Origin of the sequence: Microtetraspora sp. NBRC 13810 (genome assembly GCF_030268685.1) — a bacterium.
Taxonomy (GTDB): Bacteria; Actinomycetota; Actinomycetes; order Streptosporangiales; family Streptosporangiaceae; genus BSRQ01.
Genome location: NZ_BSRQ01000027.1, coordinates 14,346 through 29,293, shown reverse-complemented (window position 1 = coordinate 29,293; position 14,948 = coordinate 14,346). Strand labels below are relative to the sequence as shown.

Genomic DNA, 14,948 nt, shown 5'->3' with positions numbered 1-14,948 from the left:
TGGGCGGTTTTTAACCTTTACAGGATATTTGCGTACTTCGCCCGGCCGGGGGTTCCGGGCGCAGGGAGCCGGGGGTTCCGGGCGCAGGGAGAGGACGGGCGTCCTGAGGGGGAAGGAGGACGCCCGTCCTCGGTGCGGGAGGCGGCGGAGGGAGAGGCGCCGCGTCACCCGGACGGCGGCGGTCGGATCAGCGGTGGGACAACAGCTTCCTGATCTGCTCCAGGCCGAGGTAGGCGCCACCCGCCGCGCCCACGCCGACCAACTGGGCGAGCCGGTCGAAGACGCTCCGGCCGCCCGCGGAGGGTGAGGCGGACGGCGTGGGCAGGGCCTTCCTGGCGGCGTCCTTCAGCGGCACGTTCCTGGCCACGGCCTCGATCATCGCCGGGGTGAGCGTGCGCGGCTCGGCGGGGGTCTCGTCCTTCATCCGCCAGGCGCCGGCCGAGAAGGAGACGGGGTAGTCCTTCTTGCCGAGCCCGTCGCCCCAGTTGGTGATCACGTAGGAGACGTCGATGTGACCGGCGCCGTTGTTGCCGTTGACCATCAGCGTGCCGGGGTTGAACTCGCCGCCGGTCAGCTCGGCGAAGGTCTTGGCGTCGATGTCCAGCATGACGCCGCTGCTGGAGGGGTTGCCGGGACCACGGTCGCCGATGAAGAACTTGGCCATCTTGCCGCCGTAGAACACGTACCCCTCGGTGCCGAGCGGCCAGCTCGGGCTGGCGAACAGGCCCTTCTGCATGGGCTTGCCGCTGGCCGGGAGCCCGGTGTCACCGGCGCGGCCGGAGGAGTCGTCCCAGAAGTAGGAGGCGGTGGTGGTGCCGGCGAGCATCACCTGGGCGCTGGCCGGGACGCTGGTCTCGGGGAGGACCGGGAGGACGGTGGCGTCCGCCAGGGCGGCGCCCGCACCGGTGCCGGCGAGGAGGGAGGCAACAAGGGGGACGAGAAGGAGACGCTTCGCACGCATGTCAAAGAAGGCGATCATGAAGGTGGGGGATCCTTTGGTCGGAGACAGGACAATCCGTACGCACTTCGCAGAGCGGGCACGGGTCGTGACGTGCTCAGGACGAGGTCAAGCGGAGGGAACTGCTCGACGGTCTCGCCCCATCGGGCACGGCCCTTCTAAAGGGGTGCCACCGCGACGGCGATGGAGATCGTCAGCGACGCTTCGCCAACGGGCGGGCGGCGGAACTCGGTGCGGCGGAAAGCCTGCACGGGCGGGGGTGGCCCACGGGGGTTCTCCTCTCCATCGCGCCTACCGGGTGGGTTGTGGGGGTTCGGGCATGAGGGGCGCCCTACCGCGCGGTGGCGGACTCACCCCGGGGAGCGCGTGGCTCCGGTGCGTTCTCCCGGCTCCCGGCGTTCCCCTGGTGCGGGGTGCCGGGACTCGGCTTCAGCCGACTGCCTTCGGTCGAAGAGCGTCTCGTCGACTGCCATGAAATGGACTCTAGTTACCTTTAAGGCCCAAAGGCAAACATAAAGCCACGAATCGGTCAGAAGATCTACCTTAGCTGGCAAACGAACGCCGGGTGGACATAAGGGATCATCTCGGGATTTAGCACCACGTTTCCCCGCACTTTGGCCCGGCCTCACCCGCCGGGATTAATGCTCGAACCGTGAGCGAGAAGACGAACCAGCCACGCATCGTCGTAGGCCTCAGCCACTCCACGGCGTCCTCGTCGGCCCTGCTCTGGGCGGTCAACGAGGCCACGCTACGGCAGGCGGTGATCGAGCCCGTGCACGCCTGGCAGTGGTCGGGCGAGGGCCGCGCCTCCTACGCGCCGATGGGCACCTGGCGGTGCCGCGACGAGGAACGGGAGGCCGCCGCCTCCGACATCCGCCGGGCGGTGGCGGAGATCGCGCCGCATCTCGCTCCCGTGATCTCGCACGGCTCGGCCCCCCAGGTGCTGCTCAGACACGCGGAGGAGGCCGACCTGCTGGTGCTCGGCTGCCGCGCGTTCGACCCCGACGCGCCCGCGCCGATCGGCCCCGTGGTGAGCGCCTGCCTCGTCCGCGCCCGCTGCCCCGTCGTGGTGGTGACGCCCGACATGGTGCCCTCGCAGCGCGCGCACGCGAAGCCGCTGGAGTTCGCCGGCGTCCCCCAGCTCCCGCTCGGCTGACCGCCGCCGCGCCCTACGGGGTCATCGGGCCGTTCTTCGCCTGCGGGAAGTACCCCTTGTCGTGCGGCGCGTCACGCCGGTAGACCATCACCGCCCGCCGCCACGACATCACCTCGTCGCCGTCCTGGTTGAGCCCCCTGGTGCGGCAGGAGACGATCCCGGCGTACGGCCGCGACCTCGACTCGCGCTTGTCCAGCACGATCGACTCCGCGTAAAGCGTGTCCCCCAGGAAGACCGGATGGGTGAGCTTGATCTCCTCCCATCCCAGGTTCATGATCGCCGTCTGGCTGACGTCGATCACGGACAGCCCGAGCACGATCGCCACGGTCAGCCCCGAGTTGGCGATGATCCTCCCGTACGGCGCGCGCTCGGCGAAGTGGGCGTTGAAGTGGTTCTGGTTCGTGTTCATCGTGAGCAGGGTGAACCAGGTGTTGTCGGCCTCGCTGATCGTCCGGCCGAGCGGATGCCGGTAGACGTCGCCGACCTCGAAGTCCTCGTAGTAGCGGCCGATGGCCGGCCCGTGCACCGTCACGCCGCCACTGTGCCACCCGCCCTCGGGGCGATCAAGGAGGACGCCGCGCCGGCGGACGACCGGCTACCCTAGAACAAAATTCGGGTCCTTTCCGGGAGCACACACATGACGTCGTGGTTCGCCTCACCCTCCGACGCACGGGAACGGCTCGCCGCCGTGCACTATCTCCCCGACGACGCCATCGCGACCTCCGTGTTCCTCGCCGGCGCGCTCGGCAAACCGCTTCTCGCCGAAGGCCCGGCCGGCGTGGGCAAGACCCAGCTCGCCAAGGCGGTGGCCGCCGCGACCGGCGCGCGGGTGGTCCGCCTCCAGTGCTACGAGGGCCTGGACGAGGCGCGGGCGCTGTACGAGTGGAACTACAAGAAGCAGTTGCTGCGCATCCAGGCCGGCGCGGGCGAGACCTGGGACGCCGCCCACGACGACATCTTCTCCGAGGAGTTCCTGCTGGAGCGGCCGTTGCTGCGGGCGATCCGCTCCGAGGAGCCCACCGTGCTGCTCATCGACGAGACCGACAAGGCCGACGTCGAGGTGGAGGGGCTGCTGCTGGAGATCCTCTCCGACTACCAGGTCACGATCCCGGAGCTCGGCACCATCACCGCCGTGCGCCGGCCGTACGTGGTGCTGACCTCCAACGCCACCCGCGAGCTGTCCGAGGCGCTCAAGCGGCGCTGCCTCTACCTGCACCTGGGCTACCCGGCGCCGGAGCGCGAGCGCGACATCGTGCTGTCGCAGGTGCCGGGGCTGCCCGGGGCGCTGGCCGAGCAGCTCGCCCGGGTCGTCGCGACGCTGCGCGGCCTGGAACTGAAGAAGGCCCCCTCGATCGCGGAGACCGTGGACTGGGCGAACACCCTCCTCGCGCTCGGCCGCGACGACCTGTCCGAGGCCACGGTCGCCGACACGCTCGGCGTCGTCCTCAAGCACGCCTCCGACCAGGACCGGGCCCGCAAGGAGCTGGGCCTGTGAGCCTGCTGGACCGGCACGTCGGCTTCGTGCACGCGCTGCGCGAGGCGGGCGTGCCGGTCTCGCCGGCCGAGGGCCTCGACGCGGCGCGCGCGCTGGCGCTCATCGACCTCGGCGAACGGGAGTCGCTGCGCGCGGCGTACGCGGCGACGCTGATCAAGCGGCCCGCCTACCGGCCGGGCTTCGACATGCTCTTCGACCTGTGGTTCCCGCCGGTCACCACGGCCGCGCCCGCCCCCCGCCCGGCGAGCGGGCCCACCGGCGAGGAGAGCCTGGAGGAGCTGCGCGAGCGGCTCGCGGGACTGCTGATCGACGCCGGCGGCATGGCCGCCTTCGCCCGGGCCATGGTGGACAGGTACGGCAGGCGGCCTGCGGCGGAGGGCCGGCAGAACTGGTTCTCCTACCCGGTGCTGCGCGCGCTGTCCCCGGAGACCCTGATGGCCCGCATCCTCGCCGAGGTGCTGGCCGGCCAGGAGCGCGGCGGCCTCGCCGAGAAGAACGCCAGGCGGCGGGTCGAGGACAACATCCGCCGGTTCGAGGAGGCGGTGGCCTCCGACGTGCGGCGGCGCATCGCCGAGGACGCCGGGCCGGAGCGGATCGCCAGGTCCGCCGTGCGCCCGCCGCTGGACCAGGTCGACTTCCTCCGGATCACCAGGGCCGACCTCGGCAGACTGCGCCGGGAGGTGCACCCGCTGGCCCGCCGCCTCGCCACCCGGCTCACCATGAGACACCGGCACGGCAGGCGCGGCAGGCTCGACTTCCGCCGCACCGTGCGCGCCTCGCTGAGCACCGGCGGCGTCCCGCTGACCACGCACCACCGGCCGCGCCGCCCGCACAAGCCGGAGCTGGTCATCCTGTGTGACACCAGCGACTCGGTCTCGTCGTTCGCGCACTTCACCCTGCTGCTGACCTACGCGCTGCGGGAGCAGTTCAGCAAGGTCCGGGCCTTCGGTTTCGTGGACCGGGTGGACGAGGTCACCCGCTTCTTCACCCCGGGCGCCGACCTGGTCGAGGCCATGACCCGGCTGGCCGAGGAGTCGGACATGATCCGCTTCGGCCGGACGAACTACGGCCAGGCGTTCGAAGGCTTCGCCACCCGGTACGGCGACGCGATCGGCCCGAAGTCCTCGCTGCTGATCCTCGGCGACGCCCGCAACAACTACCAGCCCATGGCCCTCGCCACCCTGAAAACCCTCGCCGCCCGCGCCCGGCACGCCTACTGGCTCAATCCCGAGCCCCGAGCGCAATGGGACACCGGCGACTCCGAGGCCACCGCCTACGGCGCCGCCGTCCCCATGTACGAATGCCGGAACATCTCCCAGCTCTCCATATTCATCGAAGAACTCGCGTGAGATCCCCCTTTACGGAAGCGCATTCACCAAGTGGCCCCAGCAGGAGTCGAACCTGCGACTGACCCGGTTTCGTAGACCGGCGCTCTGTCCTGCTGAGCTATGGGGCCCCGTAGTGGCGCGGGCCGGATTCGAACCGGCGGTCTCGGGATTATGAGGCCCGTGGGGACGGCCGGGCTCCCCTACCGCGCCGCGCGGCCTCCGGGGTGAAGGCCGTGCTCGTGCCGTTCCAGGGATTCGAACCCTGACTGTCCGCGTCCTGAACGCGGTGCCTCCTGCCGGTTGGGCTAGAACGGCCTGGCATGAAAACGGAGAAGCCGCCGGAAATGCGTCCCGGCGGCTTCTTGACGGACCCGAAGAGGGTTACCCGGAAGCCTGCCGAGGCATCAGGAGAATGCGGCGCATCCGTCGGCGCATGATCGTCTCGAATTTCACCGCCGGCTCCTTTCCGTCAATCGTCTTCGTCGCTCATGGACCACGTTAACCGCATGGCCGCGCGGAATGCCACGCATTCAACCCAGGCGGTGCAGCTCCCGGGCGGCGGTGCGGGCGAGGAGCTCGACCTGCTCGTCGGAGAGGGCGGCGGTGGCCCGCTGGCGGATCACCTTGGGCAGCGACTTGGGCCGCATCAGGGTGAGCCCCTCGGCGGTCACCACGGGGCCGCGCGGCATCCGCCCGCCGAAGACCGCGAGCAGCGGCTCGATGGTGACCGGGACGCCGGACTTCTCGGTGAGCACGCCGGCGAGCGAGGCCGCGGCGTCGTTGAGCGCCTTGGCGTGCGCGGAGCCGTACTTCTCGCCGAAGAAGAGCCGCCCGCCGTACTGCGCGAGGTCGGTGTCGGGGCCGAAGGCCTCGTTGTCCACGATCCAGATGCCGCCGGGGCCGATGACCAGGTGGTCGACGGAGGCGGCGCCGCGGACGGCGCGGCCGTTGAGGATCTGGTAGCCCTCCTTGGCGAGCCCGCGGCGCAGCACCTTGCCGGTGATGACCTCGCCGCGGCGCTTGCCCCGCCACACGGCGGTGTCCTCGTGCGTCTTCCACGACCAGAAGGCGTCGGCCGCGGCGACCAGCGCGGCCACCAGCACGCCCACCACCGGCGGCGCGGGGATCGAGAAGCGGATGGCGAGACCGATGCCCACGGCCAGGCCGACCGCGGCCTTGACCGCCCGGAGCCGCCTGCGCTCCTTGGTCCCCTCGATCCAGAACTTCTCGTACATCTGCTGGTGCGAGGCACCGGTGAACTTGTCGTCACGGGGTACGTAGATTGACCCGCTGGGCATGGCGGACTCCCGAAGTCGACCTGGCTGGTGGAGGAGACGAAGGCACGGTCGAGCGATCTGCCACGCTGAAGACCCTCGCCGTCGCTGTAGATTCCCGGTCCGGGGGGACGGGACACCTGGATGACGGAATTCGGCCATGCACGCCAGTGTTCTTACCGACCAGTCGGTATCCTAGCGGCGGGAGCTCGGCGATCCGAGCGTAGCGGGAGGTCTCGATGGCGCGCAGCGGAAACCCGGCCGGGGAACCCGAGCCCGTGCGGCGGCGGCTGCTCGCCGAGGCGACGCGGCTCTTCGCGGAGCGGGGTTTCGAGAGCACGTCGGTCCAGGAGATCGTCACCGCCGCCGGGGTCACCAAGGGCGCCATGTACCACTACTTCGACTCCAAGGACGATCTCCTGCACGAGATCTACGGCCGGGTGCTGCGGCTGCAGATGGAGCGGTTGACGAAGGTGGCCGACGGGCCGGGCACGGTCACCGAGCGGCTGCACGCGGCGGCGGCCGACGTGGTGCTCACGACGGTCGAGAACCTCGACGACTCCAAGATCTTCTTCCGGTCGATGCACCAGCTCGCGCCCGACACGCACAAGAGCGTGCGCGCCGAGCGCCGCCGCTATCACGAGCGGTTCCGCGACCTGGTGTCCGAGGGGCAGCGGGAGGGCGTCTTCCGGGCCGACATCCCGGCGGACATCGTGGTCGACTTCTTCTTCGGCTCCGTCCACCATCTCGGCACCTGGTACCACACCGACGGCCCGCTGTCCGGCGCCGAGGTGGGCGCCCACTTCGCCGACATGCTGCTGACCTCGCTACGCCCTTAGAACGCTCCCGGCACCCCGGGAACGCCCGCAGGGGGCCCGCAGGACCGGGCCCCGGGAACGCCCGCAGGGGCGCCCGCCCGGCCCGGAGAGCATCCGGAGGGGGCGGTCCCCCACGAGACCGCCCCCGCCCGTCCTGGCGTCAGGCGGGGCTGGGCAGGTCGGCCAGCTCCGCGAGCGCGGCGCGGTGGTCGCCCGGGGTGCCCAGGGCGATCTGCACGGACTTGGCGCGCTTCAGGTAGAGGTGCAGGGGGTGCTCCCAGGTCATCCCGATGCCTGCGTGCAGTTGCAGCGCCTCCTCGGCGGCGTGCAGGGCCACGTCGGAGCACCACGACGCGGCGACCGCCACCGGCAGCGCGGCGTCCTCCGTGACGTCCTTCGCCGTGGCCAGCGCGTCCGCGGCGGCCCTGGCCGCGGCGCGGGCGCGGGCCACGTCGAACCACAGGTCGGCCAGCCGGTGCTTGATCGCCTGGAACGACCCGACCGGCCGGGCGAACTGGTGCCGCTCCTTGACGTAGGCGATCGTCGTGTCCAGGCACCAGTCGGACACGCCGAGCTGCTCGGCGGCCAGCAGCCCGGCCCCGGCCGTCAGCGCGAGCCGTACCCCGGCCAGATCGGCGGCGACCCGGACGGCGGGCGCCTCCCACAGCGTCACCGTGGCGAGCTGCCTGGTGAGGTCGAGCGACGGCGCCGCCTCCACGCCGGCGTGCGCCGCCTCGACCACGTAGAGCGCCCCGGCGGCCGGCACGACCAGCACGTCCGCCACCGACGCCCCGGCGACCGCGGCCACCCGCCCGCTCAGCGCGCCGTCCCCGCCGGCCGTCACGGTGTCGCCGGTCTCCCGGTACGGCGAGGCCGAGAACGGCACGGCGAGCGCCGCCGTCACCTCGCCCGCGGCCAGCCGCCGCACCCAGGAGGCCGCCTCGGCGGAGGCGTCGGCCGCGGCGAGCAGCGCCGAGGTGGCCAGCACCGCGCTGCCGAGGAAGGGCACCGGCGCCACGGCCCGGCCCAGCTCCTCCAGCACCACCGCCGCCTCCCGCGCCGACGCGCCCGCGCCGCCGAGGGACTCCGGCACCAGCAGCCCCGCCACCCCGACGTCCCTCGCCAGCGTCCGCCACAGGTCCAGGTCGTACGGCGAGGCCGTCTCGATCCGGCCGAGCACGGCCGCGGGCGGGCACCTGTCGGCGAGCACGTCGCGCACGGCGGCCCGCAGTTCCTCCTCGACCTGCGTGTAGAGAAGATCGGTCACCGCGGCAGATCCTTCCAGGGGACGTCCTTGTCGACGCGCGGCTCGGACGGCAGGCCGAGCACGCGTTCGGCGATGATGTTGCGCAGGATCTCCGAGGTGCCGCCCTCGATGGAGTTGCCCTTGGCGCGCAGATAGCGGTAGCCGGGGTCGCGCCCGACGAAGTCGACCGCCTCGGAGCGGCGGAACGTCCAGTCGTCGTAGCCGAGTCCCTCGTCGCGGCGCATCTCCAGGTCGAGCCCGGTCAGCTCCTGGTTGAGCCGGGCGAAGGCGAGCTTCATCCCCGACCCCTCCGGGCCGGGCTGGCCGGCGGAGAGCTGCGCGCGCAGCCTGGCCCCGGCGAGCCTGGTCACCTCCGACTCCACCCACAGCCGCAGCAGCCGCTGGTGCAGGTCGTGGGTGCGCGCCTCGGGACGCTCCCGCCAGGTGTCGGCGACCATGCCGATCATGCCGCCGCCCCGCCGTACGTCGCCGCCGCCGATGGCGACGCGCTCGTTCATCAGCGTGGTCTGGGCGACCCGCCAGCCGTCGCCGACCTCGCCGAGCCGCAGGTCGTCCGGCAGCCGCACGCCGGTCAGGAAGACCTCGTTGAACTCCGCCTCGCCGGTGATCTGGCGCAGCGGGCGGACCTCGACGCCGGGGGCCCGCATGTCGCAGACGAAGTAGCTGAGGCCGCGGTGCTTGGGCACGCCGGGGTCGGTGCGCGCGACGAGGATCGCCCACCTGGAGTGGTGCGCCCCGGAGGTCCACACCTTCTGGCCGTCCACCACCCACTCGTCACCGTCGCGCACGGCCCGGGTGGCCAGCGTGGCGAGGTCGGACCCGGCGCCGGGCTCGCTGAAGAGCTGGCACCAGATCTCCTCCCCCGTCCACAGCGGGCGCAGGAAGCGCTTCTTCTGCTCCTCCGTGCCGAAGGCGAGGATCGTGGGCGCGGCCATGCCCAGGCCGATCGCCATCTTGCCGGGCGCGAGCTGGGGGACGTCGCCGAGTTCCTTGTCCACGACCCGCTGGAGCTCGCGGCGCGCGCCGAGGCCGCCGTGGCCGGTGGGGAAGTGCACCCAGGCGAGCCCGGCGTCGAAGCGCGCCCGCAGGAACGCCAGGCGGTCCGCCGGATCGTGCCCGGCGCGGAACGCCCGGGCCCGCTCCCTGATGTCTGCCTCGTTCACCACGGGTCCTCACGCCTCCGGGATCATGTACTTCTTGAGCTCCCTGTAGGCCAGGGAACGCTTGTGCACCTCGTCCGGCCCGTCGGCGAGGCGCAGCGACCGGGCGTGCGCCCAGAGCCCGGCGAGCGGGAACTCCTGGCTGACGCCGCCGGCTCCGTGCACCTGGATCGCCTTGTCCAGGATCCACTCGACCTCGCGCGGAGTCGCGATCTTGATGGCCTGGATCTCGGTGTGCGCGCCCCTGTTGCCCACCGTGTCCATCAGCCAGGCGGTCTTCAGCACCAGGAGGCGGAGCTGCTCGATGCGCACCCGGGACTCGGCGATCCAGTCCTGCACCACGCCCTGCTGGGCGACCGGCCTGCCGAACGTCGTGCGGGCCAGCGACCTGCGGCACATCATCTCCACGGCCCGCTCGGCGATGCCGATCAGCCGCATGCAGTGGTGGATGCGGCCGGGGCCGAGACGGGCCTGGGCGATGGCGAAGCCGCCGCCCTCCTCCCCGACGAGGTTGTCCACCGGCACCCGCACGTCCTCGAACAGCAGCTCCGCGTGGCCGCCGTGGTCGCCGTCGGTGTAGCCGAACACCCGCATCCCGCGCCTGACGGTGAGGCCGGGGGTGTCCCTGGGCACCAGCACCATGCTCTGCTGCCGGTGGGAGGGCGCAGCGGGATCGGTCTTGCCCATCACGATGAAGATCTTGCAGTTCGGGTTCATCGCCCCGGAGGCGAACCACTTGCGACCGTTGATCACGTACTCGCCGCCGTCGCGGACGATCGCGGTGGAGATGTTGGTGGCGTCGGAGGAGGCGACGTCGGGCTCGGTCATCGCGAAGGCGGACCGGATCTCTCCCGCGAGCAGCGGTTCCAGCCACTCCTTCCGCTGCCAGTCGGCGCCGAACGACGCCAGCAGCTCCATGTTGCCGGTGTCCGGCGCGGCGCAGTTGGTGGCGGTGGGCGCGATCCGCGGGCTGCGGCCCATGATCTCGGCGAGCGGCGCATACTGCAGGTTGGTGAGCCCCGCGCCGCGCTCGCCGGGCAGGAAGAGGTTCCACAGGCCGCGGGTGCGGGCCTCGCCCTTGAGGTCCTCCATGAGCGGCGGGACGCGCCAGCCGGACTCCTCCGCCTGGGCCTCGAACGCCTCCTCCGCGGGGTAGACGCACTCGTCCATGAAGTCGGTGAGCCGTTTCCGCAGATCGTTGGTCGTGGCGTCGTACAGGAAATCCACTGCTCCTCCTCGCGGTCTACGCCGAGCGTACCGACCAGCCGGTATGCATGTCGACACACTCCACCTACCGCGATTCTGCGTCCTGACCCGTACCCGGGGCCATCCCGGGCGTCGGCCGCAGGGCGATCCCGGACGCGGGGATCCGGCAGGGCGGGCAGCTCGTAGGCGGCATGGAGTTTTATGATGATTTATGGCCTTTTTCGGGCGTCCCTATGTGTGCCGGGCGGGCGAAGGGGAGGCGTTGTGGTTCTTCGGCGGGCTCACCGTCGTCAAGGCCACCGGCGCCGAGACGCGCGGGGCGCTGACCGTCGCCGAGTTCGTCAGCCCGCCGGGGTTCGCCCCGCCGCTGCACCGGCACCGCCTGGAGGACGAGCTGTTCTACGTGCTGGCGGGAACCGCGGTCTTCCACTGCGCCGGTGAGATCCTGCCCGCCGGTCCCGGGGACTTCGCGCTGCTGCCGGTCGGGCTGGCGCACACGTTCGTCACCGGGCCGGGCGAGCCGCTGCGCGCCCTGCAGATCACCGCGCCGCCGGGCTTCGAACGGTTCGCCGCCGCCGTGGGCGAGCCCGCCCGCGAGCGCACCCTCCCCCCTCCCGGCACCACGGCCACGGACCCCGTCACGAACCCCGTCGCCCTCGGCCACACCGCCGCCCGGCACGGCATCGACATCCTCGGCCCACCCCCGCCCTGCTGAGCACCGCCACCGGCCCCACCGAATCGCCCCGGGCCGCCGAAGGTCGTCGAGCCCCGCCGGCGGGGAGAACTGGTCCCCCGCAACGACCCGGAAGTGGCACTTCCGGACGTCCCGACCCCGCCCCTACGGTCGGTCGCATGACCGCGAGCATGCCCTCACCCGTCGTCCTCGACGGCGCCGCCGTACGCCTCGAACCGCTCGCCGCCGGGCACGTGCCCGACCTGTTCCTGGCCGGCGGCGGAGACGACGAGGTGTGGCGGTGGATGCCCAGGGCCACGCCGCGCACCGAGGCGGAGCTGGCGGAGATCGCCGGCCACCTGATCAGCGACCCGGCCTACGCGCCCTTCGCGGTGATCCTCAGGGAGACCGGCCGGGCCGTCGGCTGGAGCGCCTACTGCGACGTCCCCGGCTTCGACGAGAGCGTGGAGATCGGCTGGACGTGGTACGGCAGGGCGGTGTGGCGGACCGGGGTCAACACCGAGTGCAAGATCCTCCTGCTGGACCACGCCTTCGACAAGCTCGGCTGCAACCGGGTCCTGCTCAAGACCGACCACCTCAACCTGCGCTCGCAGAACGCCATCCGCCGCATCGGCGGCGTCCACGAGGGCACCCTGCGCCGCCACCGCCGCCGCCCCGACGGCACCTGGCGCGACACGGCCTACTTCGGCATCCTCGACTCCGAATGGCCCGCCTGCCGCGCCCGCCTCACCGGCTCCGCGTAAGGGACCCCCGTTTCACCGGCTCCGCGTGAAGGACCCCCGCCTCACGGGCGCGACCGGCTCTCGCCCGGCCCGGTCGCGGGGCGCCGGCCCGGTCGCGGGGCGCCGAGCCGTACGCGGGGTCCGGCCGCGTCACCGGGTGAGCATGCCGCGGAGGATCTCGCCGACGCCCGCCCGCAGGTCCGCCCGGGACGGCCGGGCGCCCGCGCCCGCGACGGCGTCGAAGAGCATGCCTTCGGCGAAGGCCACGAACTGGCCGCCGTGCCGCGCCGGGTCGGCCGAGCCGGCGGCGCTGAACAGCTCGGTGGCGAGGGTGCGGAAGCGGGCTCCGGCCCGGTCGTAGACCTCGCGCAGCTCGGGCCTGCGGGTGGCCTCCAGGGCCAGCTCGTAGCGCGCGAGCGTACGGCGTCGCCCCTCGGTGAGCTGGTGGTGCAACAGCCGCGCCACCGTCTCGGCGAACCCGTCGACTCCCCCCTCCAGCCCGAGATCGCCGCCGATCACCTGGGCGAAGTCGGCGGACTCCAGCTCGGTGAGGCGGGCGAGGGTGAGTTCGAGCAGGGCGGCGCGGGTGCGGGCGAGGTTGGAGGTGGAACCGCCCGGCAGGCCGGCCGCCTCGTCCACGGCGCGGTGGGTCAGCCCGCGCATCCCACGGTCCACGAGCAGGTCGATGGCGGCGTCCGCGACGAGCGCGGCCCTGGCGGAGATCCCCGGCGGCACCACGGTTGCACACTACACCGGTAGTGGTGTTCACTACGAGTGCGGTAACTACAACTGTAGTGAGGAGCGGGCATGGGGCGCGCAGTGGTGATCGGCGGCGGCATCGGCGGGCTGACCTCGGCCGTCGCCCTGCAACGGAAAGGCTGGGCGGTGACGCTCTTCGAGCGGGCGCCCTCGCTGGACCCGGTCGGGTCCGGGCTCAGCGTGGGGGCCAACGCGCTCAAGGCGCTGGACACGATCGGGCTGGGCGACGCCCTGCGCGGCCTGTCCTCGGTCCAGGGGGAGGTGGGCATCCGGCGGCCGGGCGGCGAGTGGCTGCTGCGCACGACCGGCGAGCACGCCGCGCAACGGTACGGCGACTCGATCGTGCTCGTGCTCCGCGCCACCCTGGTGGACCTGCTGGCCGGCCGGCTCGACGGCGGGTCGCTGAGACTCGGCACGCCCGTCACCGCCGTGGACGCCGGGACCGGCGTGGTCACCACCGCCGCCGGCGAGGTCGAGGCCGACCTCGTGGTCGCCGCCGACGGCATCCACTCGGCCACCAGGCGGGCGCTCTTCCCCGCCCACCCCGGCCCGGTGCACACCGGCGTGACGAGCTGGCGGCTGGTCGTCCCCCGGCAGGACGTGCCGGTGATGACTTCGGAGACCTGGGGCAGGGGCCTGGTCTTCGGCGTCGTACCGCTGTCCGGCGACCTGGTCTACTGTTACGCCACCGCCCCCGCCGGTCAGTCGGCTCCCTCGGGTGAGAAGGACGAGTTGCTCCGGCTGTTCGGCGGGTGGCACGCGCCCATCCCCCGGCTGCTCGCGGCGGCCGATCCGGCCCAGGTGCTCAGGCACGACGTGCTCTCGCTCGACGAGCCGCTGCCCGCCTTCCACCGGGGCAGGGTCGTGCTGCTCGGCGACGCGGCGCACGCCATGACGCCCAACCTCGGCCAGGGCGCCTGCCAGGCGATCGAGGACGCCGTCGTGCTGGCCCATCTCGCGGGCGCCCCCGGCCGGCAGGCCGCCTACACCGCGGCCCGGCTCCCCCGCACCACGACGATCGTGCGCAGGTCCCGCAGGATCGCCCGCGCGACCACGCTGCGCAACCCGCTCGCCGTACGGCTGCGCGACCGGGCGATGGCCATCGGCGGGCGGCTGGACGCGAACCTCCTGCTGCGCCACATGGACGACGTCCTCGGCTGGACGCCGCCTGCCGCCTAGGACCCGACCGGCACCGGCCGGGGGCGCTCGGCCGCGACGCGGGTGTGGTCGGGGGCGAGCCGGCCGAGCGCGACCGTGCCCGCGACGAGCACGCCGGCGGCGAGCAGCGCGGGGACCACCGAGGCCACGCCGGTGGGCAGCGGCTCGCCGAGGAGCACCACTCCCGCGATCACGGAGGTGATCGGGTCGACCACCTGCACCCCGGCGTAGGCGACGCCGAAACAGCCGACCTCGTAGGTCTTCTGCAGCAGCACCACGGCGCAGATGAGCAGCGCCGGGATCAGCAGCGTGAACCAGTGCACCAGCCGGCCCAGGTCGCCGCCCATGCCGCCGCCCACCACCCGGACGAACGTGGAGACCGCGGCGGTCACCGCGCCCGCGCCGACGGAGAGCACCAGCGCCTTGACCGCCCCGGTCAGCCGCCGCGCCACCAGCTGGCACACCAGCACGATGACGCCCACGCAGGCCAGGAAGCCGAGCGCGGCGCCGTCGCCGAGCCGGGGGGTGCTGACCTGGTGCGGCACCAGGAGCATGAGCCCGAGCAGGCCGCCCGCCACCGCGATGGATCCGAAGATCTCCCCGCGGTGCGGACGCCTGCCGTGCAGGAAGGCGGCGAGCGGCACGGCGAAGACCAGGGTCGCCACGCTCACGGGCTGTACCACGACGAGCGGCGCGAAACTGAGCGCGACCGCGTGCAGGCACGCCCCGGTGAACCCGATGATGCCGCCCACCCACCATCTGGGCCGCCTGACCAGCTTGAGCGACGCCCCCTCGGCGACCGCCTCGAACTGCTGCAAAGCCGCTCCCAGCGCGTACCCCAGCGCGCCGATGAGGGCGATGCCCACTCCCGCCCAGATCATCGGTGACCTCCGACACGACGGCAGTCCGCGAGCGCGGAAAGGGGAGAAATCGGGGTGCGCATTACTCAAGCT

At 72.5% G+C, this 14,948-nt stretch carries 15 protein-coding genes and 3 tRNA genes; 7 read left to right on the top strand and 11 right to left on the bottom strand.

Going from position 1 to position 14,948, the window contains the following annotated elements; all coding sequences use genetic code 11:
• Window positions 1-187: 187 nt before the first annotated feature.
• The gene (locus tag QSK26_RS42010) at window positions 188-961 is read right to left on the bottom strand and encodes a hypothetical protein (protein WP_352244469.1); all 774 of its coding nucleotides are present in this window, start codon (window positions 959-961) and stop codon (window positions 188-190) included.
• 649 nt (window positions 962-1,610) lie between these two features.
• Between QSK26_RS42010 and QSK26_RS36720 the strand changes: the two genes are divergently transcribed.
• Window positions 1,611-2,114 carry a universal stress protein gene (locus QSK26_RS36720; protein WP_285779958.1) on the top strand — a complete coding sequence of 168 codons (504 nt, stop codon included), beginning with the start codon at window positions 1,611-1,613 and terminating at the stop codon, window positions 2,112-2,114.
• A 13-nt stretch (window positions 2,115-2,127) separates the two neighbouring features.
• Here QSK26_RS36720 and QSK26_RS36715 read toward each other — a convergent pair whose 3' ends face one another.
• Window positions 2,128-2,646: a MaoC family dehydratase gene (locus QSK26_RS36715; RefSeq protein WP_285779957.1), complete on the bottom strand. Its 519-nt coding sequence runs from the start codon at window positions 2,644-2,646 to the stop codon at window positions 2,128-2,130.
• Window positions 2,647-2,751: 105 nt separating this feature from the next.
• Here QSK26_RS36715 and QSK26_RS36710 point away from each other — a divergent pair, with 105 nt between their 5' ends.
• Both QSK26_RS36710 and QSK26_RS36705 read left to right on the top strand, forming a co-directional pair.
• On the top strand, window positions 2,752-3,609 hold the full coding sequence (locus QSK26_RS36710) for an AAA family ATPase (RefSeq protein WP_285779956.1): 858 nt from the start codon (window positions 2,752-2,754) through the stop codon (window positions 3,607-3,609).
• Window positions 3,606-4,958, top strand: a complete 1,353-nt coding sequence (locus QSK26_RS36705; RefSeq protein ID WP_285779955.1) for a vWA domain-containing protein — start codon at window positions 3,606-3,608, stop codon at window positions 4,956-4,958. The genes QSK26_RS36710 and QSK26_RS36705 overlap by 4 nt, the downstream gene beginning before the upstream one ends.
• A gap of 31 nt (window positions 4,959-4,989) precedes the next feature.
• Here QSK26_RS36705 and QSK26_RS36700 read toward each other — a convergent pair.
• From QSK26_RS36700 to QSK26_RS36685, 4 genes are all read right to left on the bottom strand, one after another.
• Window positions 4,990-5,065 (bottom strand) — tRNA-Arg (locus QSK26_RS36700).
• A 6-nt stretch (window positions 5,066-5,071) separates the two neighbouring features.
• A tRNA-Ile gene (locus QSK26_RS36695) sits at window positions 5,072-5,147 on the bottom strand.
• 30 nt (window positions 5,148-5,177) lie between these two features.
• Window positions 5,178-5,252, bottom strand: a tRNA-Leu gene (locus QSK26_RS36690).
• Between the two features lie 215 nt (window positions 5,253-5,467).
• A complete protein-coding gene (locus QSK26_RS36685) occupies window positions 5,468-6,235 on the bottom strand; it encodes a nuclease-related domain-containing protein (RefSeq protein WP_285779954.1) in 768 nt (255 codons plus the stop codon).
• Window positions 6,236-6,450: 215 nt separating this feature from the next.
• Here QSK26_RS36685 and QSK26_RS36680 point away from each other — a divergent pair, with 215 nt between their 5' ends.
• The gene (locus tag QSK26_RS36680; protein ID WP_285779953.1) at window positions 6,451-7,050 is read left to right on the top strand and encodes a TetR/AcrR family transcriptional regulator; all 600 of its coding nucleotides are present in this window, start codon (window positions 6,451-6,453) and stop codon (window positions 7,048-7,050) included.
• Between the two features lie 139 nt (window positions 7,051-7,189).
• On the opposite strand, the gene QSK26_RS36675 is transcribed toward QSK26_RS36680, so the two are convergent.
• The 3 genes from QSK26_RS36675 to QSK26_RS36665 are packed head-to-tail and all read right to left on the bottom strand — an operon-like array spanning window position 7,190 to window position 10,683.
• Window positions 7,190-8,296, bottom strand: a complete 1,107-nt coding sequence (locus tag QSK26_RS36675; protein WP_285779952.1) for an acyl-CoA dehydrogenase family protein — start codon at window positions 8,294-8,296, stop codon at window positions 7,190-7,192.
• Window positions 8,293-9,459, bottom strand: a complete 1,167-nt coding sequence (locus QSK26_RS36670; RefSeq protein WP_285779951.1) for an acyl-CoA dehydrogenase family protein — start codon at window positions 9,457-9,459, stop codon at window positions 8,293-8,295. The genes QSK26_RS36675 and QSK26_RS36670 overlap by 4 nt, the downstream gene beginning before the upstream one ends.
• Window positions 9,460-9,468: 9 nt before the next feature.
• Window positions 9,469-10,683 (bottom strand): acyl-CoA dehydrogenase family protein, encoded by a 1,215-nt coding sequence (locus QSK26_RS36665; RefSeq protein ID WP_285779950.1) that lies wholly within the window; start codon window positions 10,681-10,683, stop codon window positions 9,469-9,471.
• Between the two features lie 190 nt (window positions 10,684-10,873).
• On the opposite strand from QSK26_RS36665, the gene QSK26_RS36660 reads away from it, so the two are divergent.
• On the top strand, window positions 10,874-11,377 hold the full coding sequence (locus tag QSK26_RS36660; RefSeq protein WP_285779949.1) for a cupin domain-containing protein: 504 nt from the start codon (window positions 10,874-10,876) through the stop codon (window positions 11,375-11,377).
• Window positions 11,378-11,514: 137 nt separating this feature from the next.
• Complete coding sequence (locus QSK26_RS36655) at window positions 11,515-12,099, top strand: GNAT family N-acetyltransferase (RefSeq protein ID WP_285779948.1); 585 nt, start codon at window positions 11,515-11,517, stop codon at window positions 12,097-12,099.
• Between the two features lie 129 nt (window positions 12,100-12,228).
• Here the strand turns inward: QSK26_RS36655 and QSK26_RS36650 are convergent, their stop codons facing one another.
• Window positions 12,229-12,816 carry a TetR/AcrR family transcriptional regulator gene (locus QSK26_RS36650; protein WP_285779947.1) on the bottom strand — a complete coding sequence of 196 codons (588 nt, stop codon included), beginning with the start codon at window positions 12,814-12,816 and terminating at the stop codon, window positions 12,229-12,231.
• Between the two features lie 69 nt (window positions 12,817-12,885).
• Here QSK26_RS36650 and QSK26_RS36645 point away from each other — a divergent pair, with 69 nt between their 5' ends.
• Complete coding sequence (locus tag QSK26_RS36645; RefSeq protein ID WP_285779946.1) at window positions 12,886-14,016, top strand: FAD-dependent monooxygenase; 1,131 nt, start codon at window positions 12,886-12,888, stop codon at window positions 14,014-14,016.
• Here QSK26_RS36645 and QSK26_RS36640 read toward each other — a convergent pair.
• The gene (locus tag QSK26_RS36640) at window positions 14,013-14,876 is read right to left on the bottom strand and encodes a DMT family transporter (protein ID WP_285779945.1); all 864 of its coding nucleotides are present in this window, start codon (window positions 14,874-14,876) and stop codon (window positions 14,013-14,015) included. The genes QSK26_RS36645 and QSK26_RS36640 overlap by 4 nt on opposite strands.
• Between the last annotated feature and the right edge of the window lie 72 nt (window positions 14,877-14,948).